The following is a 20,374-nucleotide window of genomic DNA, read 5'->3' on the forward strand; positions in this document are numbered from 1 at the left end:
TTTTCAAATTAAAAAGAGATGGATTTAGAAAAATTTGTACAATATGTACACGACGAAAATAAAGTAGAACCAAAAGATGTAATGCCCGATGATTACAGAAAACTATTGGTTCGTCAGATTTCACAGCACGCACATTCTGAAATTGTCGGGATGTTGCCTGAAGCCAATTGGGTTTCAAGAGCGCCTTCATTGAGAAGAAAAATGGCTCTTTTGGCTAAAGTTCAGGATGAAGCAGGCCACGGTTTATACTTGTATTCTGCAACTGAAACTTTAGGAAACGGAACAATTAGAGCTGATAGAGACGCAACTTATGACGATATGTTGGAAGGAAAGGCGAAATATTCAAGTATTTTCAACTATCCGACGTTGAGTTGGGCAGATATTGGAGCAATCGGATGGTTGGTTGATGGTGCTGCGATTATGAACCAGGTAATGTTGATGGGGAATTCTTATGGTCCTTATTCAAGAGCGATGGTAAAAATCTGTAAAGAAGAATCTTTCCACCAAAGACAAGGGTATGAGATTTTAATGGCGCTTTGCCGTGGAACAAAACAGCAAAAAGAAATGGCTCAGGCTTCGTTAAATCGTTTCTGGTGGCCAGCTTTAATGATGTTTGGTCCAAATGACGACAGTTCTCCAAACTCTAAAATCTCTATGAATTACAGAGTAAAAAGAGAAAGTAACGACAGTCTTCGTCAAAGATTTATCGACGTTACGGTTTCTCAGGCTGAATTCTTAGGATTAACCATGCCCGATAAAGACTTGAAATGGAATGAGGAAAGACAACATTACGATTTCGGTGAACTTCCTTGGGATGAATTCATGGAAATCTTAAAAGGAAATGGTCCTTGTAACAAAAAAAGATTACAGACAAAAGTAAAAGCGCAGCAGGAAAACCTTTGGGTAAAAGAAGCGGCGATAGCTTTTGCAGAAAAACAACAACAAGAAGTAATATAAATAATGTGCTAATTTGAAAATGTGCTAATTTGAAAATGCCATTATTGTGTTTTAATTTTCAAATTGCGTAATTCTCAAATTTTCAAATTACCTAATTTTCAAATTAATTATGGCAAATTTAGATATGTGGGAAGTGTTTATTCAGACTAAACCGGGATTATCTCACAAACACGTTGGAATTGTACAGGCTCCAACAGCAGAAATGGCTTTGCAGAATGCAAGAGACGTTTATACAAGAAGAAAAGAAGGAACTTCTGTTTGGGTTGTTCCAAGTAAATATATTGTGACTTCAGAAGGAGTGGATAAAGAAGCTTTCTTCGACCCGGCTGATGACAAATTGTATCGTCACCCGACGTTCTACGATATTCCTAATGATGTAAAAAATATGTAATAAAAGACTTTGGAGATAATAGACGAATAGATAAAAGACATTAAGGTTTGTTTGTCTATTTTCTATCAGTCTATCAGTCTATCATCTATTTGTCTTTAAATTGATTAACAATGAACCCATTATATAATTATTTATTAAAACTAGCAGACGACAGTTTCATTATGGGACAGCGTTTGTCTGCGTGGTGCGGTGAAGGTCCTTATTTGGAGGAAGATATTGCATTAACGAACATCGCTTTGGATGAACTTGGACAGGCGAATAATTTTTACGTTTACGCTTCAAGAGTGATTGATAACGGTAAAAGTGAAGATGATTTAGCATTTTTAAGATACGAGCACGAGTATGTAAACGCACACTGGACAGAACTTCCAAACGAAGATTATGCTCAGACGATTTTAAAAGTATATGTTTTCGCAGTATATCAGAAATTAATGTACGAAGCATTATCAAATTCTGCGAATGAAGAGCTTTCTGCACTTGCTCAGAAATCTTTGAAAGAAGTGAGATACCACTATACTCACGCTGCATCTTGGATGAAAATTTTCGCTCAGGGAACAGAAGAAAGTAAAGCACGTTTGGTAAAATCTCTAGACAATATCTGGGAATACACCAAAGGTTTATTTGCAAAAACAGAAGGAGAAGATGATTTAGTAGCTTTAAATATCGCTCCCAATACAGATGTTCTTTACGAAGATTTTCTTGCCATTACACAGAAAGATTTTGCAGATTTCGGTTTAGAATATCCAGCAAACCCTTTCATGCAACCAAAATCAAGAACAGGTTATCACACCGAATATTTCGGATTTATGCTTTGTGAATTGCAGTATATGCAGAGAGCGTATCCTGGTTGTACTTGGTAAAAAAAATAATGAGTTAATTTGAAAATATGTCAATTTGAAAATGGCGAAAAGTCTTCAATTTTCAAATTCACTTATTTTCAAATTTTCAAATTAATTATGAAAAATCCTTTAGAAATATTAGAATTAGTTCCCGATCCGGAAATTCCGGTCATCAATATTGTGGAATTGGGTATTGTAAGAGAAGCAAAAGTTACGAGCGAAAATTCTTGTGAAGTAACGATTACGCCGACTTATTCTGCCTGCCCCGCTATGTTTACCATTGAGGAAGACATCATGAAAATCATGAAAGAAAATGGGTGGGATGCGAAAGTAGTCACCAAAATGTTTCCGATTTGGACGACAGATTGGTTGACAGATGAAGCGAGAGAAAAACTTCGTGTTTACGGAATTTCACCTCCCGAAAAAGGAGCCGACGAACATCACATTGGGAAACCGAAAAAATGTCCGCGTTGTGGTTCTATGAATTCAAAACAGATTAGCAGATTCGGGTCTACTTTATGTAAGGCTTCGTATCAATGTTTAGACTGTTTAGAGCCATTTGATTATTTTAAATGTCATTAAAATTAATTTGAAAATGTGCTAATTTGCTAATTTGAAAATGAGTAAATTAGTTGTGGACTAAAAATTTTCAAATTCTCTAATTTTCAAATTAAAAAATTATAAACTATGTACACACAACTTGATATTGAATCACACTTTGACGGAAAGCTTAAAATCGCTTACCTGAATCAACCGGAAACAATGAATGCATTGACAAAACCCTCTTTATCAGATTTAAGAGATTTTGTTAAAGAATGTAGTGATGACCCTACAGTAAGATGTGTGGCAATTTCGGGTAGAGGAAGAGCTTTTTGTTCTGGTCAGAATTTGGATGATGCATTTGTTCAAGGTAGTGAGCATCATGATAACGATATTATCAGAAGAATTGTAACAGATTATTATAATCCTTTGGTAATGGAAATTACACGTTGCAAAAAACCTGTCGTTGCATTAGTAAATGGTCCTGCAGTAGGAGCGGGTGCTATGTTGGCGTTAATTTGTGACTTTGTTTTAGCCAATAATAAAGCCTATTTTTCTCAGGCATTTTCAAATATCGGATTAATTCCTGATACGGGAGGAACTTATTTCTTGCCAAAATTATTGGGAAGACAACTGGCCAATTATTTAGCATTTACAGGAAAAAAATTATCGGCAGAAGAATCAAAATCTTATGGTTTGGTAGCTGAAGTTTTTTCTGAAGAAGAATTCAATTCAAAATCATTAGAAATTTTAGAAAAAGTTTCAAATATGCCAACTGTTGGTTTAAAATTAACCAAAAAAGCTTTCGCTAATTCTTATAACAACACCTTAAAAGAACAGTTGGAATTAGAAGGTGATTTACAGCAGGAAGCAGCAGAAACAGAAGATTTTAAAGAAGGAGTAAGTGCCTTTTTAGAAAAAAGAAAACCTGAATATAAAGGAAAATAAAAATTATAGAATTTAGAAATTAGAGGTTAGAAATTAGTTTATAAAAGTCTAACTTCTAACTTCTAGCTTCTAATATCTATAAAATATGAATGTAGGAATTATCGGTGCCGGAACAATGGGAATCGGCATTGCACAAGTAGCCGCAACGAACGGATGCAAAGTTTGGGTCTATGATGCCAACGCAAAACAAGTAGAAACGGCAACCGTAGGTTTGGAAAAAACATTGACCAAATTGGTTGATAAACAAAAAATTTCGTCTGAGAAAATGACTGAAATTTTAGCTAATATTTCCATTGCTACAGAATTGAAAGACTTCAAAGATTGCGAATTAATCATTGAAGCCATCATTGAAAATAAAGAAATTAAAACTAAAGTTTTCACAGAATTAGAGAAATATGTTTCAGAAAATTGTGTGATTGCTTCCAATACATCTTCTATTTCTATCACCTCTCTTGGTGCAGAATTACAAAAACCAGAGCGTTTCATCGGAATTCATTTTTTCAATCCGGCTCCTTTAATGCCTTTGGTTGAGGTTATTCCATCTTTACTTACCGAAAAATCTTTAGCGGAAAAAATCTACAGTCTGATGAAAGATTGGGGGAAAACTCCTGTGATTGCGAAAGATATTCCTGGGTTTATTGTTAACAGAATCGCTCGTCCTTATTACGGTGAAGGTCTGAGGATTGTTGAGGAAAACATCGCAACTTTAGAACAAGTTGATGATGCAATGAAAACATTAGGAAACTTCAAAATGGGACCTTTTGAATTAATGGATTTAATTGGTGTTGATGTTAATTTCTCAGTAACAAAAACGGTTTATAACGAATATTTCTACGACCCGAAATACAAACCGTCTCTTCTTCAGCAAAGAATGTCTGAAGCAAAACTTCACGGCAGAAAAACGGGGAAAGGTTTTTACGATTATTCTGAAGGAGCTGTAAAACCAGAACCTAAAAAAGATGATGCGCTTTATCAACAAATATTTTTGAGAATTATATCAATGCTAATCAACGAAGCTGTTGAAGCTAAAAGATTAGGTATTGCAAGCGATGAAGATTTAGAGTTGGCAATGCAGAAAGGTGTTAATTATCCAAAAGGATTATTGGCTTGGGGAAAAGAAATAGGATATGCAAAAATCTCCGAAACCCTACAAAATCTCTATGAAGAATATCAGGAAGAAAGATACAGACAAAGCCCGTTGCTTCGTAAGCTGAATTAGACAATTTGAAAATATGCTAATTTGAAAATGAATTACAACGTTTTTTTTTAATTTTCAAATTCTCAAATGGATTAAATTTTCAAATTAATATTATGGATATAGATAGTTTCAGAGCCGAATTGGAAACAAGGCTTATCATTGAAAAAGAATATTTAATTCAGGCACTTTCTTCGATTGAAGATGATAAGGAAAAACTTGATTTATTAGGAAGATTTAATGAAAAATATAAAGAGTTAATTAAAAGAATTGCCAATGAAGAAGGCATTGATTTGGGAGTTCCATTTCCAACTGAAAATTTATCAGATTCAGAAAACCTCACTTACGAACAAATAATTCTAGGGAAAACCATGAGCGTTTACGACAATCTGGCTGATGAATTATATGAAAAAATAACAAGAATACATTAAAAATGAATCCAAGACAGGTTGTAGATTATATGATGGAGAAAGATTATTTCTCCCAATTTTTAGGAATAAAAATCATCGACATCAAAGAAAATTATTCTTTAATCGAGATGGAAATCACCAAACAGATGCTCAACGGATTAAAAACGGTTCATGGAGGAGTAACTTTTGCTTTTGCAGATTCAGCATTTGCTTTTTCATCAAACAATGACGGAAATGCTGCCGTTGCGTTAAGCGTAACCATCAATTTTACTAAAGCCGGAAGAGAAGGTGATATTTTCAGAGCAGAAAGCATTTTGGTAAATGATACCAGAAAAACTGCGATTTATGACATTAAAATCACCAATCAAAATAACGAACAAGTTGCGAAATTTGTAGGTACAGTTTATAAAATAGGAAAAAAAGTAACAGAATTATAAATTTGAAAATTTAGAAATGAGGCAATTTGAAAATTAATTTTAATGCTTTATTTCATTCTCAAATTAACACATTTTCAAATTAATAAAATGAACAACGTATACATCATAGATTACATCAGAACTCCCATTTCAAAATTAAGCGGAGGTCTTTCAGAAGTGAGAGCAGACGATTTGGCTGCCATTGTTTTAAAAGAAATTGTTGCAAGAAACCCTGAAGTTCCTGTTGAGGAAATTGAGGATGTTATTTTCGGATGTGCTAATCAGGCAGGTGAAGATAACAGAAATGTTGCAAGAATGGGACTTTTATTGGCTGGTCTTCCTTACAAAATTGGAGGTGAAACCGTAAACAGGCTGTGTGCTTCAGGAATGTCTGCAGTAGCCAATGCTTTCCGTTCGATTGCTTCAGGAGAAGGTGAAATTTACATTGCAGGTGGAGTTGAGCAAATGACGCGTTCACCTTATGTAATGTCAAAACCAAGTTCGGCTTTTGGAAGAGATAGTCAGATGTTTGATACGACTTTCGGATGGAGATTTGTTAATCCAAAAATGAAAGAAATGTATGGCGTAGATGCGATGGGAGATACTGCTGAAAATTTAGCAGAAATGCATAACATCAGCCGTGAAGACCAAGACAAATTTGCACTTTGGTCCCAACAAAAAGCGACGAAAGCTCAGGAAAGCGGAAGATTAGCAGAAGAAATTGTAAAAGTTGAAATTCCTCAAAGAAAAGGCGATTCTAAAATATTCGATACAGACGAATTCATCAAACCAACTTCTTCAATGGAAGGTTTAGGAAAACTTCGTCCAGCTTTCAAAAAAGAAGGCGGAACGGTAACTGCCGGAAATGCTTCTGGAATGAATGACGGTGCTGCTGCATTAATTTTAGCAAGTGAAGAAGCTGTAAAAAAATATGGATTAAAACCTAAAGCTAAGATTTTAGGGTCTTCAGTTGCCGGTGTTGAGCCAAGAATTATGGGAATTGGACCTGTTGAAGCGACTCAAAAATTATTAAAAAGACTGAATCTTTCATTAGAAGATATGGATATCATTGAGTTGAATGAAGCTTTTGCAGCTCAAGCTTTAGCAGTAACAAGAAGTTTAGGTTTACAAGATGATGATTCAAGAATCAATCCAAACGGAGGAGCGATTGCAATTGGTCATCCACTTGGAGTTTCCGGAGCAAGAATCGTTGGTTCTGCTGCAATTGAACTTCAAAAACAAAATAAAAAATATGCATTGTGTACCCTTTGTATCGGTGTCGGACAAGGCTATGCAATGGTGATTGAAAAAATTTAATTTGAAAATGGGCTAATTTGAGAATTTGAAAATGTTTCTGAGCGTTTAATTTTCAAATTTTCTCATTCTCAAATTTCCAAATTGATTTATTTTCAAATTAACTCATTCTCAAATTTTCAAATTAAAATTATGAATATTTACTCATACCACGGAATTCGTCCTATCATAAAACCTTCTGCTTACATTCATCCACAAGCGGTGATTATTGGCAATGTAGAAATTGGAGAAGACGTTTATATCGGTCCCAATGCGGTTATTCGTGGCGATTGGGGGAAAATTATCATCAAAGATGGCGCAAATGTGCAGGAAAACTGCACACTTCACGTTTTTCCGGGCATTGAAACGATTTTAGAAGAATCGGCACACATTGGTCATGGAGCAATCATCCATTCCGGACATATCGGTAGAAATTGTTTAGTTGGAATGAATGCGGTGGTGATGGATAAAGCGGTTATCGGTGACGAATGTATTATCGGTGCTTTAGCTTTTGTTCCTGCAAATTTTAAATGTGATGCAAGAAAACTTATTGTTGGAAGTCCAGCAAAAATTATCCGTGATGTTTCTGATGAAATGATTAAATGGAAAACGGAAGGAACAAGATTGTATCAGGAGTTGGCAAGAGAAGGAAAAGATGCAATTGTACCTTGTGAGCCGTTTACAGAATATGTAGAACAAATTCCTACAAAGGTTGTTGATTACAGTATTTGGGATGATGTGAAATAAAAAATAAAAGATGACAAAAAAACTTCTCATTTTCTGCAGTATTCTCTTTACATTTTACTTTATGGCTTTTGCCCAAACGAATAATGTAAAACCATTAACAATCGGAGAAATCAGAACGATAAATTCTAAAATCTTAAATGAAGATAGAACGTTAAACATCTATCTTCCACAAAATTTCGACAAAACAAAATCTTATCCTATTATCTATCTTTTGGATGGAAGTATGAATGAAGATTTTATCCACGTTACCGGATTGATTCAATTCTTTAATCAAATGTATGCTATGCCGGAAACCATTGTGGTGGGGATTGCGAATATTGACAGAAAGAAAGATTTTACTTTTCATACAGATTTAAAAGATTTGCAGAAAGATTATCCTACAACAGGACATTCAGATAAATTTATCGGTTTTCTTGAAAAAGAATTAAAACCTTACATCAAAAGTCAGTTTAAAACTACAAATAACTATTTATTCGGACAATCGTTGGGCGGACTTTTAGCAACAGAAATTTTGCTTAAAAAGCCTGAAATGTTTGATAACTATTTTATCATTAGTCCGAGTTTGTGGTGGGATGATGAAAGTCTTTTGAAACAGGCTAATCAGTTATTATCTAAAATTCCGGATACGAAGAAATTTATTTATGTTTCTGTTGGAAAAGGGGAACATCCGGTAATGATTAAAGATGCCGAAAATCTATATGATATTCTTAAAAAGTCAAATAAAAAAAACTGGACAGTAGAATATAAAATGATGGAAACAGACAATCATGCAACGATTCTTCACAGAAGTTTGTATGAAGGTTTGGTGAAATTATTTCCTTATCAAGAACCGAAATAAATGTAACAATATACCAATGTAAAAATCTAACATTTGCATAATGTCATACTGAGATTTTCGAATCATCATTGGTAAACTGCTAGATTGATACATTGTTAAATTAAAGTATTAAATATTATATGGAAAAATTAAAAAACTATATCCACGGCGAATGGATTGAAGGTACTGGAAACGGAATTCCTTTATACAATGCCGTGACGGGAGAGCAAGTTGCTGTTTCTGATACTGAAGGTCTGAATTTTGAACAGGCTTTGGATTACGGGAGAACAGTCGGTTACAAAAATCTTTCATCGATGACGTTCTATGACCGTGGAGAGATGTTGAAAAAAGTAGCGCTTTACCTTTTAGAAAGAAAGAAAAAATATTACGAATTATCATATAAAACCGGAGCTACGCACGCAGATTCTTGGGTAGATATTGAAGGAGGTTTTGGTACTTTCTTCACGTATTCTGGTTTAGCAAAAAGAATGCTTCCGAACACTCCGTTTTGGGTAGATGGAGAAACTCAGAAAATTTCGGCGAACGGAACGTTTTTAGGAGCTCATATTTTAACGCCGAGTGAAGGTGTTTCAGTACAAATTAATGCGTACAACTTTCCGGTTTGGGGAATGTTAGAAAAGTTATCCACATCTTTATTGGCAGGTGTTCCGTCAATTGTGAAGCCTTCTCCGTTTGGTTCTTATTTAACGAATGCGGTTTTCCAGGATATGATTGAAAGTGGAGTTCTTCCGGAAGGAGCGCTTCAATTGGTTTGTGGAGAACCCGGAAATATTTTAGATTATGTTCAGGATGGAGATTCTGTATTATTTACGGGTTCTGCAAATACGGGTAGAAAATTAAAATCTTTGCCTTCAATTTCAGGAAATTCTGTTCGTTTCAATATGGAAGCAGATTCTTTAAACTGTTCGATTCTTGGATTGGATGCAAAACCGGGAACTCCGGAATTTGATTTATTCATCAAAGAAGTTCGTACAGAAATGACTACAAAAGCGGGACAAAAATGTACGGCAATCAGAAGAATTATTGTTCCTGAAAACTTAATCGGAGATGTTCAAAATGCTTTGTCTAAAGCTTTAGACCAGACAAAAATAGGAAATCCGTTAAGTAGAGAAACAAGAATGGGTTCTTTGGTTGGAAAACAGCAGTATGACGAAGTTTTAAGAAAAGTTGATATTCTAAAAACTGAGAATGAGCTTATCTATGACGGAAAACACGAATTGGTAGATGCAAACTATGAAAATGGAGCATTTATGAGTCCTAAATTATTCTTAAACGATTCTCCGTTCACTAAAAATATTTCTCACGATGTCGAAGCTTTCGGTCCCGTTTCTACGTTGATGCCTTACAAAGATGCAGAAGAAGCTGCAGCATTAGCAAAAAGAGGAAAAGGAAGTTTAGTAGGTTCAATTGTTTCTCGCGATGAGAAATTTGTTGCCGAAACTTCTTGGAAAATGGCCTCTCAACACGGTAGAATTTTTGTGTTAAACAGAGACAATGCGAAAGAAAGTACAGGTCACGGTTCGCCGCTTCCTACTTTGATGCACGGTGGTCCCGGAAGAGCAGGAGGTGGTGAAGAAATGGGTGGATTAAACGGTCTTCATTTCTTCCTTCAAAAAACAGCAATTCAAGGTTCTCCCGATATTTTGACCGCGATTACAAAAGTTTATCAGCAAGGAGCCGAGAAAAAATTTGCAGATAAGCATCCTTTCCAAAAATATTTTGAAGATGTTGAGGTTGGAGATTCTCTAGAAACAGCAGGTAGAACCGTTACCGATGCAGATATTGTAAATTTCTCTAATGTTTCTTGGGACCATTTCTATGCACATACAGACGCAACAAGCTTATCGGGAACTATTTTCGATAAAACCGTTGCTCACGGATATTTCATTCTTTCTGCAGCAGCAGGATTGTTCGTTTCTGGTAAAAAAGGACCTGTTATCGCCAACTACGGATTGGAAAACTGCTCGTTCTTCAAACCAGTTTACGCAGGAGATACGATTACAGTTTATTTAACGGCAAAAGAAAAAATCAATCGTGGAGTAAAAGGAAGAAATATTCCTTCTGGTGTTGTGAAGTGGTTGGTTGAGGTTGTAAATCAAAGAGATGAAATCGTTTGTGTAGCGACTATTTTAACATTGGTGGCAAAACATTCTCCTTTTATCGACCTTAAAAATGTTCAGAAAATTGTAAAAGGTTTGACTGAAACAACTCCATCAATTTGGGGTAAAATGTCTCCTCAACAGATGATTGAACATCTGGAACACGGAATTTTGGTAAGCTTAGGCGAGCCAGAAGCTGATAAATGTTTCACACCAGAAGAACAGTTAGAAAAATGGCAAGATTCTCTTTACAGTCACAGAAAAATGCCAAAAGATTTCTCTGCGCCTTTCCTAGTGGAAGATGGAACTTTGTTAGAATTGAAACATAAAAATCTGGATGCTGCAAAACAGTCTTTCTTAGATAATTTGAAGAGATTCTCTATTTATTATAAAGAAAATCCACAAGCTGAACATATGAATTTTGTGTTTGGAAAACTGAATAAAGAAATGTGGGAACTGATGCATAAGAAGCATTTTACGCATCATTTTGAACAGTTTGGATTGATTTAATTTTTAAAATTTAATAATATACCAATTTAACAGTGTAGCAATTTTGCTACGCTGTTTTTTTATAATCTTTTGTTAAAAACTTATTGATATTTGATGTGTTTGTTTTTATTTCCTATTTTCAAGCTTAAATTAAATCATAAAAAATGAACGATAGCTGGATGAAAAAATGGGAAGAAGTAAAAGATATTCTTACTTGCCCTACCGATTTGGAAACCTATTTTACTTCAAATGAAATTGCGGGTCAACAATTGGAAACTATGGAAATCGGAAACGTTTCTCTTCCTTCCGGAAAAGTAGTCGTGAGAGACCCATTGGTTGCTTTGGATGCGAATCAATCGCCTTATTTTGTTCAGGCTCCGAAAGGAAATTTCCCCGTTACAATTGCAGTGGTGAAATCAGAAGATTGGGGCGACAGGTATGCTGTAGTAAAAGTAGAATTTACCAAAGAAAAACCGATTGTTTACAGAGAAGCTTTAGTCGGAATTGAAGAATTGGAAGATGTAACTAAAGATGATTTTTTCGGTTTTGGAGTAGATGCAGGGTTAGGATGTATCACCGATGCAGATGTGCTTCCGTTTGTGGATAAATTTACAGATGAATCTGATGTCGATAATCTTTACGATGATTATTTTGCTGAAATTTTTGCGCAGAGCTACAAAGATAATCCCGACAATCAAAGGGATGCCGGAGATTGGATTAATTGGAAAGTTCCGAATACAGAATACCAGATTCCTATGTTTGCAAGTGGTTTTGGCGATGGTGAATATCCTGTGTATTTCGCTTATGATGCAAATGGAGAAATTTGTGGCTTATACATTCAGTTTATAGATATTGAATTGGCTTTAAGTGAAGAAGGAGACGAGGATGACGTAGAATAAAGATGGATAAAAGTTTTGCCCATCAAATCATAGAATTTAATCGGAATTTACAATATTCCGGGAAGTTGCCGGACGATTTTCAGGTTATCAATCCATATTTAGATAATCCTGAAACGATGGTTGTTATGAAAAAGTTTTATCATAAATATTACAACGATTCAAACCAAAGAAAATTTTTAATCGGAATTAATCCAAGCCGGCATGGAGCAGGAGTTACTGGAGTTCCATTCACCGACACAAAACGTTTGGAAAGTATTTGCGGAATTAAAATGGAGTCGGCTCATACCCATGAGATTTCTTCAGTGTTTATATATGACATGATTGAAGCTTACGGCGGAGCAGATGAGTTTTACAGAGATATATACATTAATTCACCTTTTCCTTTGGCGATTGTCAGGAAATCGAAAGGAAACTGGATTAACGCCAATTATTATGATGATAAAGAACTTTTTAATGATGTAAAAGATTTTATGATTGATTCTTTGAAAAAACATCTCAGCTTAAATCTTGATACTTCTGAAGTCTTTATTTTAGGAACGAAAAATGCAGATTTCATCTCAAAATTAAATAAAGAAGCTCATTTGTTTGAAAAAATGACCGTTTTAGAACATCCAAGATATATTCAACAATATAAATCCAAAGAAAAAGATTTGTATATTGATAAGTATATTTTAGCATTAAAGAACAATAAAATTTAAGATTGAAAAATTCAATTCGTGATGAAATTAAATTTAAGGAATAATATTTATTGAATTGTTATAATTAGATAATAGCGATAGCGTTCCTACGGAACGCGCTTCATTGTAATATTCTAATTTTCTACACAGATAAGGTTCCTCTGGAATCTGTACTTAAATGTAACTGTATGAAATCAAAGTTACCTGAAATTTATTGTAAGAGGGAGCATTCCATAGGAATGCAATCTGTGTAGAAAATTAAGTTTGAAAAAATGGCGCGTTCCGTAGGAACGCTATATAAAAAAATAAACAATGTTAAACACATATACGTAAGTTTACATTCCGCTTATTTTTTTGCTACAAAAGAAAGAAACAATGAAATCATAGATTCAGTTTATGATAAATTTAAGGAATAATATTTGTTTGAATTTTATAATTAGATGTTAGAGATAGCGTTCCTACAGAACGCGCCTCATCGTCCTATTCTAATTTTCTACACAGATAAGATTCCTCTGGAATCTGTACTTAAATGTAACTCTATGAAATCAAAGTGATCTGAAATTTATTGTAAGAGGGAGCATTCCATAGGAATGCAATCTGTGTAGAAAATATCAGTTTGAAAAAATAGCGCGTTCCGTAGGAACGCTATCTAAAAATCAACAATGTTAAACACATATACGTAAGTTTACATTCCGTTTGTTTTTGCTACAAAAGAAAGAGACAATGAAATCATAGATTCAGTTTATGATAAATTTAAGGAATAATATTTGTTTGAATTTTATAATTAGATGTTAGACTATAGCGTTCCTACGGAACGCGCCTCATTGTCTTATTCTAATTTTCTACACAGATAAGATTCCTCTGGAATCTGTACTTAAATGTAACTCTATTAAATTAAAGTTATCTGAAATTTATTGTAAGAGGGAGCATTCTGTAGGAATGCAATCTGTGTAGAAGATATTAATTTAAAAAAATGCAGTGTTCCGTAGGAACGCTATATAAAAAAATAAGAAATGCCAAATACGTATACACAAATTTACATTCAGCTTGTTTTTGCTACAAAAGGGAGAGACAATAAAATCATAGATTCAGTTCGTGACGAAATTGAAAAATATATTTGTGGAATTTTTAAAAATAAAGGGCAAAAAGTTTTGGCTATTTATGCTAATCCGGACCATATTCATATTTTTTTTAGTTATAAAAATTTACAAATCACTATCTCAGATTTGGTGAAAATAGTCAAAACAGAATCTACAAATTTTATTAATGAAAAAAAACTGTGTTTAAATCACTTTGCATGGCAACAAGGGTATGGAGCATTTTCTTATGCAAAAAGCCAGAAAGAGCAAGTTGTAAATTATATTTTAAATCAAGAATTGCATCATAAGAAAAAAACTTTTAAAGATGAATATATAGAATTTTTAAATGCTTTTGAAATTGAATTTCAGGAACAATATTTGTTTGAATTTTATGATTAGATTTAGTAGATAACGTTCCTACGGAAAACGCCCTCATCGTCATATTCTAATTTTCTACACAGATATGATTCCTCTGGAATCTGCCTTTATGATTCAGTCTAATAATAAAAAATAAAAATATGCCCTGGAATCCCGAAGTTTACAACCAATTTAAAAATATCCGTTATCAGCCTTTTTTTGATTTAATGCAGCTTATTTCATCAGACGGTTTAAAAAAAGCAATCGATATTGGTTGCGGAACGGGTGAACAGACGCATATTCTTTCAGAAAAGTTTACTGATGCCGAATTTTTAGGAATTGACGCTTCTGATGAAATGCTTCAGAAATCTTTAGAATTTCAAAATAAAAATTTAAGTTTTCAGCAAAAAGCAATTGAAGAATTGTATAATTCCGAAGAAAAATGGGATTTAATTTTTAGCAATGCCGCTTTGCAATGGTCGGACAATCATGAAAAATTGTTTCCAAAATTGCTTTCTCTATTAAGTGAAAACGGACAGTTTGCGGTTCAAATGCCTGTACAATCTGAAAATATACTCAATCAAATTCTGTTTCAGCTCGCTTCGGAAGAACCTTATAAAACACAGCTTCAAGATTGGAACAGAGTTTCTCCGGTTTTAAATTTGGATGATTATACTAAAATGATGTTTGATAGTGGTTTAAAAGACTTACAGATTTCTATTAAAGTCTATCCGATTATCGCTGAAGATGCCGAAAAACTGTTTCAGTTTATTTCAGGTTCGGCTCTTATTCCGTATTTGGAACGATTGAGTGAAGCGAACAAAGAGACTTTTATTAATGAGTATAAAAATAGAATTGCTGAGAAATTTAATACTTTTCCTGCGATGTATGCATTCAAAAGAGTGTTGCTATACGGACGAAAATAGAGTAAAAATTTCACATAATAAATTCCCTGCACAACAGGGAATTTTCATTTATGTCTAGAATCGTTTTTTGAAAACCTTTATTGTTAATAAAAAGTTTTCATGATAATTAGTTTTTGTTTCTATCGCAAAATAACGGCTTTCAGGGAGAGTAAAATAGAGTATAAATACCAATTTTTAAAATCAGTATTTATACTGATGGAATTTTAATTTAAATATATTTAAGTCTAAAAACTCTAGGATTAGTTTTCTCAAAAGTCCTTTATTTAGTACTTTTGTATAAATCGAATATACACTAAGAATGAGTGATTTTGTAACATCAGAAATTAAAAATAATATTGCCGAAATTACTTTCGGAACGGCAAAAAGTAATGCGCTTCCCGGAGCTATTCTTGAGAGCCTGGCTCAAACTATTTTAGATGAAGGAGCTAAAAAAGAAGTAAAAGCGATTCTTGTAAAAAGTGAAGGCGAAAAAGCTTTTTGTGCAGGAGCAAGTTTTGATGAACTTTTAGCCATCGAAGAGTTAGAAGCTTCTACAAAATTTTTTGGAGGTTTTGCTAAAGTTTTAAATGCAATGAGAAATTGCGGGAAAATTGTTGTCGTAAGAGTTCAGGGAAAAACAACTGGCGGTGGAGTAGGATTGGCTTGCGGTGCAGATTATTGTTTTGCAACCAAAGATTCGGCATTAGCTTTAACTGAAATTAATTTAGGAATTGGGCCTTTTGTAATAGGGCCTTATGTTGAAAGAAAAATTGGGAAATCTCAGTTTTCGGCAATGGCGATTGATGCAGATTTCAGGTCGGCAGAATGGGCAGAGCAGCATAATGTTTACCACTCAGTTTCAGAAAACATTGCTGAGATGGATTCTAAATTGGAGAAATTCTTAAATACTCTGGCTACAAGAAGCGAAGATGCTTTGGCGCTTATCAAAAAAGTTTCTTGGGAAGGTACGGAACATTTTAATGAATTAATGCCTGCAAGAATTCATATGAGTGCAAGTTTAATTCTCGAAGATTCTGCTAAGAAAAATATTGAGGCGATTAAAGAAAGATTAAGAGCTAAATAAAAATAAAAGCGTTGAAATTTTCAACGCTTTATTTTTTGTATTCAGATTGTAATAAAGAATATAAAACTGAATCTTCAAATATTCCGTTTACTAGATAATGACCGCGCATCACACCTTCCCAGTTAAACCCAAAATGTTTTAGTAATTTTTTTGAAGGGATATTATTTTCGTCAATTAATGCTTCAATTCTGTTGAGTTTCATTTCTTCGAAGCCAAACTCAATTATTTTTTCAAGAGCTTCTTTCATAAAACCTTTATTTTTAAATTCATCAATATTCAAGGCATAACCAATCTCTGCACGATGATGTTGAGGATTCCAGGTGTGAAAACCACAATTTCCAATAATTACTGAGCTTTGTTTTTCAACAATTTGAAAATTCAGCATTGTTCGGTTGTACGATTCATACCCTTTTTGGTGAATTTTTTTCTGTCGGGTAAATTCGTCTTCTGTAGTAATGCCTAGTATTTTCCTGATTTCGTCATCATTATTCAAATCAAAAATTTGATTCATTGTTTCTGAATCTAGTTTTTGAATCAGAAGATGCTCAGTCTCTATCGTTTGAAATGTCATTTTTTATTTGTTTAAATTTTATCAATTTTAAATTATTAATATTGATTTGTACAACTTTTTACTTCTCGCTGATTATGCAGGTTTAGCAGATGTAAAGTTGTGAAAAATCTGCTTAATCAAAATAATCTGCGTGAGATTTTAAAATTTTAGCTCTTCAATAAATTAATTGAAACTGTAGCCAAATCAGAATTTGGAAACTTTCTGAATAATTCTTTATCAATATTCAGTCCTGTTTCTATACAAATTTTCTTAAAAACATCTACTTCCAAAATATATTGGTCAGAAAAACCGTGGGTAGCTTCATACGCTGTAGCCGGAGTTTTTCCTAAATTTTCAGCAGTGAGTTTAGAATCTAAAGCATGAAGTTCTATAATTAAGAGCCCGTTTTTTCTGATGTAGGGAAGCCAAAGTTCGAGATGTTCTTTTAAGCTTTCTTCCACCAGGTTATTCGGAAGTCTTTTTCCACGATGAGCAAATGCTCCGGTTGAAGTGCTTACTCTCTTTATATTACTATTTTCTGGAGCTTTCCAAACTCTGTTGTGGTCGAGAAAAGTTCGGATATTCAATAAATCTGAAAGGTCAATTTCGTAATTTTCCTTTAAATCATCCGCCAACTGTTTTGGGTTTCCAATGTCTCCCCAGATTACTTTTGCCCAAATATCATTGTTGATGAGATTAGCTCGTGTTACTTTCAAAGCAGCTTGGTTGTAATCTGCTCCTACCAAAAACAAAGGATGTTCTTCCAGCATTTTTCCACGAACTGTATATCTTTCTATGGTTTCAAAAATGTGTTGAATAAAAGCGCCGTTTCCACAACCCATATCCAAGACACCTTTTGGCTGTAAATGAATAGGTTGATTGAAAATTTGAATAATAAAATCATTAGCCACCTTAAAATAATTGGAGTGAGAGCCCCCACTTCCCCAAACATTCATTGCTCGGTCTACATGAATTTCATCTTCACCTTCTGAAATTTCTCTTATTTTTGAAGCATCACCAAATAAAAGGTCATTCATTTTGTTGAGCAATGGAAGATAAGAAACCGTGACTCCATAAGACGGAGCTCTTTTGGCAAAGTAAATTCCGGTATCGGTAAATTTATAATTGTCACCAGTCTTTTTAAACCATCCCAAATAAGTAAGGAAATCTAAAACCACCTCAAAATTCTCTGAATTTTTATGAAACTCTGCTGCCTGAAATGAGGTTTCCATAAAGTATTTATGAAACATTCCTGTCATTCCCAGATAGACGATAACCGGACCGATAATACAACCTTCGATATGTTTTAAAATCTGTTTCTGAACCTCTTTTTCTAAAGAATCTTCAGAAAACTGAATTCCAAAATGGTCTTTTACAGCATTGCTCAATTGGGTAAACTCTTCAATAAAAGAATTTTCTTTAATTTGATTTTTAATATCTGTGGAAAGTCTTAGAAAAGAAATTACTTTAAGATAGAGCAAACTGTATTTTTGTAGAAATTGAGTCTTATCATTCGCTGAAAATAGAATAAGGTCGTTTTCGTTATCGACTTCATAATCTAAAAATCCCTGTGATGCCAAAGTGCGAATCGCTACATTCAGATAACCTTCATTGGCTTTAAATTCTTCAGAAAGTTCACTCATAGACATACTTTTTCGCTGGATAATAAAAGCGATGATTTCTTTTTTTATCAAGGAGGCTACAATAGGAGCGGTAACAACGCCATCCAGATGACGGAATATTTCTGAGCGTAAAATATCTTTGTCCATACAATACATTTTTCTAAAGTTAAGAATTTGAACAAATTATTTGAATAAAAGTTTTGCTATTTCAAAATTAAATATAACTTTGCAATTCAAAGTTCTTTTATATGGAATCAAAAAACTATCACGAAGACTTATCACACATTCGCTCTATGATGGAGCGTTCTTCAAGATTTATTTCATTAAGTGGCTTATCTGGAGTTGTTGCTGGTTTAGCTGCAATACTTGGAGCGGCGTATGTCTGTTTCGTTTTTGAAAGAGAAGGGCTGAATTATTTTGATGGTGAAAGAGGTATTTCAAATTCAAAGGTTATCAATGAATTGGTGATTACTGGAATTGTAATTCTGATTGTTGCCGTTTTGAGTGGATACTTTTTTACCGCCAATAAAAGCAAGAAAAAAGGTCTGAAAATTTGGGATGCGACTACTAAAAGACTTTTGTTTACCTTTGCAATCCCTTTGGTGACAGGTGGATTTGTTTGTTTGGGATTATTATACCATCATCTTTTTTCACTGGTTGCTCCTGCTACCTTGATTTTTTACGGATTGGCTTTAGTGAATGCAGAAAGATATACTTTGACAGATGTAAAATATTTAGGGTTTTGCCAAATTGCTTTGGGATTGATTTCCTTGTTTTTTCTCGGATGGGGATTAATTGCTTGGACTTTTGGGTTTGGGGTTTTACATATTGTGTATGGCTTGATTATGCACAAGAAGTATAAGTAAACAATGAAGAAGTTTTATACTTTTCTTTTAATTATACTTTTGATTGTTTTGTTTAGGAGCTTTTTATTCAATTTTTTATTTTCATATAAAATAATTGATGAAAGACAAGTTTTAAAATTAGAACAAAAAATGTCTGGTGAAAATTCAATTGTTGTAGAAGATATTATTCATGATGAATTAAATAAAACTTCTTCATTATTAAGATTTACGTTTGATAAATGCGATAGTGAACCTAACGAGCTTTTGAAATCGAAAAAAGCAAATTGTATTGGATATTCAGCTTTTTTAGCAGCTTCAATTAATAATAAACTTCATTCAAACAGTTTAAATAATGAATGGAAAGCTAGGCATAAAGTAGGGGAGATTTATTTGTTAGGGTATAATATTCATCCGCTTTTTAAGTCAGGATTTTTTAAAAATCATGATTTTGTAGTGATTGAAAATAGAAAAACAAACGAGGTAATTGCAGTGGATCCTGCATTGTATGATTATTTCGGAATTAATAAAATTAGATTAAAGTGATTAACATCAGTCAACTCAATAAAGAATTCGAAAGCCGTGTAAGATTGGGCATTATGTCCGTTCTTATGGTTAACGATTGGGTTGATTTTTCTGAAATGAAAAACCTTCTTGAAATTACCGACGGAAATATGGCAAGTCACAGCAATGCGCTTGAAAAATCAAATTATATTGAAGTTAAAAAAGAATTTGTAGGCAAAAAGCCTAAAACTTCATACCGAGTAACGCAGTTGGGAAGAACTGCTTTTACAGAACATTTAAATGCATTAGAAAAATTAATAGGCAGATAAAAGCTATATTTTTTTGAAAATTTACTTTGAAATACAAAGTACTTTATCTTTTAAAATTAAATATTATGATGACACAAAAACAAAAAACAACAGTGATTTATGCTGTACCAGCCATTTTAATGGGGATTGCAGTACTCGGAAATCTATTTTCTAAAGAATTCAGCTGGTCTTCTTCTGATTTTCTTATTGCCGGTATACTTTTATTTGGTACCGCAATGATTGTCGATTTAATTCGAAGAATTGTTAAAAACAAAACTTACAAAATACTCCTATGCATCGTGGTTTTATTGGTGCTTATTCTTACTTGGATGGAGTTTGCTGTAGGACTTTTTGGAACTCCATTCGCAGGAAGTTAATTTGATTG

At 33.6% G+C, this 20,374-nt stretch carries 23 protein-coding genes; 21 read left to right on the top strand and 2 right to left on the bottom strand.

The window, feature by feature from the left end; genetic code table 11:
* The first annotated feature begins 18 nt into the window (after positions 1–18).
* The 17 genes from paaA (at position 19) to LO744_RS03990 (ending at position 16,163) form a co-directional block, all read left to right on the top strand.
* Complete coding sequence (paaA, locus tag LO744_RS03910; RefSeq protein ID WP_230667270.1) at positions 19–957, top strand: 1,2-phenylacetyl-CoA epoxidase subunit PaaA; 939 nt, start codon at positions 19–21, stop codon at positions 955–957.
* 109 nt (positions 958–1,066) lie between these two features.
* Complete coding sequence (gene paaB, locus LO744_RS03915; protein WP_039364405.1) at positions 1,067–1,348, top strand: 1,2-phenylacetyl-CoA epoxidase subunit PaaB; 282 nt, start codon at positions 1,067–1,069, stop codon at positions 1,346–1,348.
* A gap of 110 nt (positions 1,349–1,458) precedes the next feature.
* Positions 1,459–2,208: a 1,2-phenylacetyl-CoA epoxidase subunit PaaC gene (gene paaC / locus LO744_RS03920; protein ID WP_230667271.1), complete on the top strand. Its 750-nt coding sequence runs from the start codon at positions 1,459–1,461 to the stop codon at positions 2,206–2,208.
* A gap of 96 nt (positions 2,209–2,304) precedes the next feature.
* Positions 2,305–2,769 carry a 1,2-phenylacetyl-CoA epoxidase subunit PaaD gene (gene paaD, locus LO744_RS03925; protein ID WP_034679200.1) on the top strand — a complete coding sequence of 155 codons (465 nt, stop codon included), beginning with the start codon at positions 2,305–2,307 and terminating at the stop codon, positions 2,767–2,769.
* A 105-nt stretch (positions 2,770–2,874) separates the two neighbouring features.
* A complete protein-coding gene (locus LO744_RS03930; RefSeq protein ID WP_230667272.1) occupies positions 2,875–3,675 on the top strand; it encodes an enoyl-CoA hydratase/isomerase family protein in 801 nt (266 codons plus the stop codon).
* A gap of 85 nt (positions 3,676–3,760) precedes the next feature.
* On the top strand, positions 3,761–4,894 hold the full coding sequence (locus LO744_RS03935) for a 3-hydroxyacyl-CoA dehydrogenase NAD-binding domain-containing protein (protein ID WP_230667273.1): 1,134 nt from the start codon (positions 3,761–3,763) through the stop codon (positions 4,892–4,894).
* A gap of 92 nt (positions 4,895–4,986) precedes the next feature.
* Entirely contained in the window at positions 4,987–5,301 is a 315-nt protein-coding gene (locus LO744_RS03940; RefSeq protein ID WP_230667274.1) for a hypothetical protein, read from the top strand.
* Positions 5,302–5,303: 2 nt separating this feature from the next.
* Entirely contained in the window at positions 5,304–5,717 is a 414-nt protein-coding gene (gene paaI / locus LO744_RS03945; RefSeq protein ID WP_230667275.1) for a hydroxyphenylacetyl-CoA thioesterase PaaI, read from the top strand.
* An 87-nt stretch (positions 5,718–5,804) separates the two neighbouring features.
* A complete protein-coding gene (pcaF, locus tag LO744_RS03950) occupies positions 5,805–7,013 on the top strand; it encodes a 3-oxoadipyl-CoA thiolase (protein WP_230667276.1) in 1,209 nt (402 codons plus the stop codon).
* Positions 7,014–7,142: 129 nt separating this feature from the next.
* Complete coding sequence (locus LO744_RS03955; protein WP_230667277.1) at positions 7,143–7,736, top strand: acyltransferase; 594 nt, start codon at positions 7,143–7,145, stop codon at positions 7,734–7,736.
* A gap of 10 nt (positions 7,737–7,746) precedes the next feature.
* Positions 7,747–8,574 (top strand): alpha/beta hydrolase, encoded by an 828-nt coding sequence (locus LO744_RS03960; protein WP_230667278.1) that lies wholly within the window; start codon positions 7,747–7,749, stop codon positions 8,572–8,574.
* A gap of 119 nt (positions 8,575–8,693) precedes the next feature.
* Positions 8,694–11,183, top strand: coding sequence for a phenylacetic acid degradation bifunctional protein PaaZ (paaZ, locus tag LO744_RS03965; protein WP_230667279.1), 2,490 nt, complete (start codon positions 8,694–8,696; stop codon positions 11,181–11,183).
* A gap of 143 nt (positions 11,184–11,326) precedes the next feature.
* Complete coding sequence (locus LO744_RS03970) at positions 11,327–12,061, top strand: DUF4241 domain-containing protein (protein WP_230667280.1); 735 nt, start codon at positions 11,327–11,329, stop codon at positions 12,059–12,061.
* A gap of 2 nt (positions 12,062–12,063) precedes the next feature.
* Positions 12,064–12,759 (top strand): SMUG2 DNA glycosylase family protein, encoded by a 696-nt coding sequence (locus LO744_RS03975; RefSeq protein ID WP_230667281.1) that lies wholly within the window; start codon positions 12,064–12,066, stop codon positions 12,757–12,759.
* Positions 12,760–13,751: 992 nt separating this feature from the next.
* The gene (gene tnpA / locus LO744_RS03980) at positions 13,752–14,216 is read left to right on the top strand and encodes an IS200/IS605 family transposase (protein WP_230667282.1); all 465 of its coding nucleotides are present in this window, start codon (positions 13,752–13,754) and stop codon (positions 14,214–14,216) included.
* A gap of 119 nt (positions 14,217–14,335) precedes the next feature.
* A complete protein-coding gene (locus LO744_RS03985; RefSeq protein WP_230667283.1) occupies positions 14,336–15,100 on the top strand; it encodes a methyltransferase domain-containing protein in 765 nt (254 codons plus the stop codon).
* 298 nt (positions 15,101–15,398) lie between these two features.
* The gene (locus LO744_RS03990) at positions 15,399–16,163 is read left to right on the top strand and encodes an enoyl-CoA hydratase/isomerase family protein (RefSeq protein ID WP_230667284.1); all 765 of its coding nucleotides are present in this window, start codon (positions 15,399–15,401) and stop codon (positions 16,161–16,163) included.
* A 28-nt stretch (positions 16,164–16,191) separates the two neighbouring features.
* Here the strand turns inward: LO744_RS03990 and LO744_RS03995 are convergent, their stop codons facing one another.
* Positions 16,192–16,734 carry a GNAT family N-acetyltransferase gene (locus tag LO744_RS03995; protein WP_230667285.1) on the bottom strand — a complete coding sequence of 181 codons (543 nt, stop codon included), beginning with the start codon at positions 16,732–16,734 and terminating at the stop codon, positions 16,192–16,194.
* A gap of 146 nt (positions 16,735–16,880) precedes the next feature.
* Complete coding sequence (locus LO744_RS04000; protein WP_230667286.1) at positions 16,881–18,482, bottom strand: class I SAM-dependent methyltransferase; 1,602 nt, start codon at positions 18,480–18,482, stop codon at positions 16,881–16,883.
* 101 nt (positions 18,483–18,583) lie between these two features.
* On the opposite strand from LO744_RS04000, the gene LO744_RS04005 reads away from it, so the two are divergent.
* The 4 genes from LO744_RS04005 to LO744_RS04020 all read left to right on the top strand — a co-directional run bounded on the left by LO744_RS04005 (position 18,584) and on the right by LO744_RS04020 (position 20,366).
* The gene (locus LO744_RS04005) at positions 18,584–19,201 is read left to right on the top strand and encodes a hypothetical protein (protein ID WP_230667287.1); all 618 of its coding nucleotides are present in this window, start codon (positions 18,584–18,586) and stop codon (positions 19,199–19,201) included.
* 39 nt (positions 19,202–19,240) lie between these two features.
* The gene (locus tag LO744_RS04010) at positions 19,241–19,723 is read left to right on the top strand and encodes a hypothetical protein (RefSeq protein ID WP_230667288.1); all 483 of its coding nucleotides are present in this window, start codon (positions 19,241–19,243) and stop codon (positions 19,721–19,723) included.
* A complete protein-coding gene (locus LO744_RS04015; protein WP_230667289.1) occupies positions 19,720–20,010 on the top strand; it encodes a winged helix-turn-helix domain-containing protein in 291 nt (96 codons plus the stop codon). Before LO744_RS04010 ends, LO744_RS04015 begins: the two co-directional genes overlap by 4 nt.
* A 65-nt stretch (positions 20,011–20,075) precedes the next feature.
* Positions 20,076–20,366 carry a hypothetical protein gene (locus LO744_RS04020; protein WP_230667290.1) on the top strand — a complete coding sequence of 97 codons (291 nt, stop codon included), beginning with the start codon at positions 20,076–20,078 and terminating at the stop codon, positions 20,364–20,366.
* Positions 20,367–20,374: the final 8 nt, after the last annotated feature.

It is taken from the genome of Chryseobacterium turcicum, from assembly GCF_021010565.1.
Classification (GTDB): domain Bacteria; phylum Bacteroidota; class Bacteroidia; order Flavobacteriales; family Weeksellaceae; genus Chryseobacterium; species Chryseobacterium turcicum.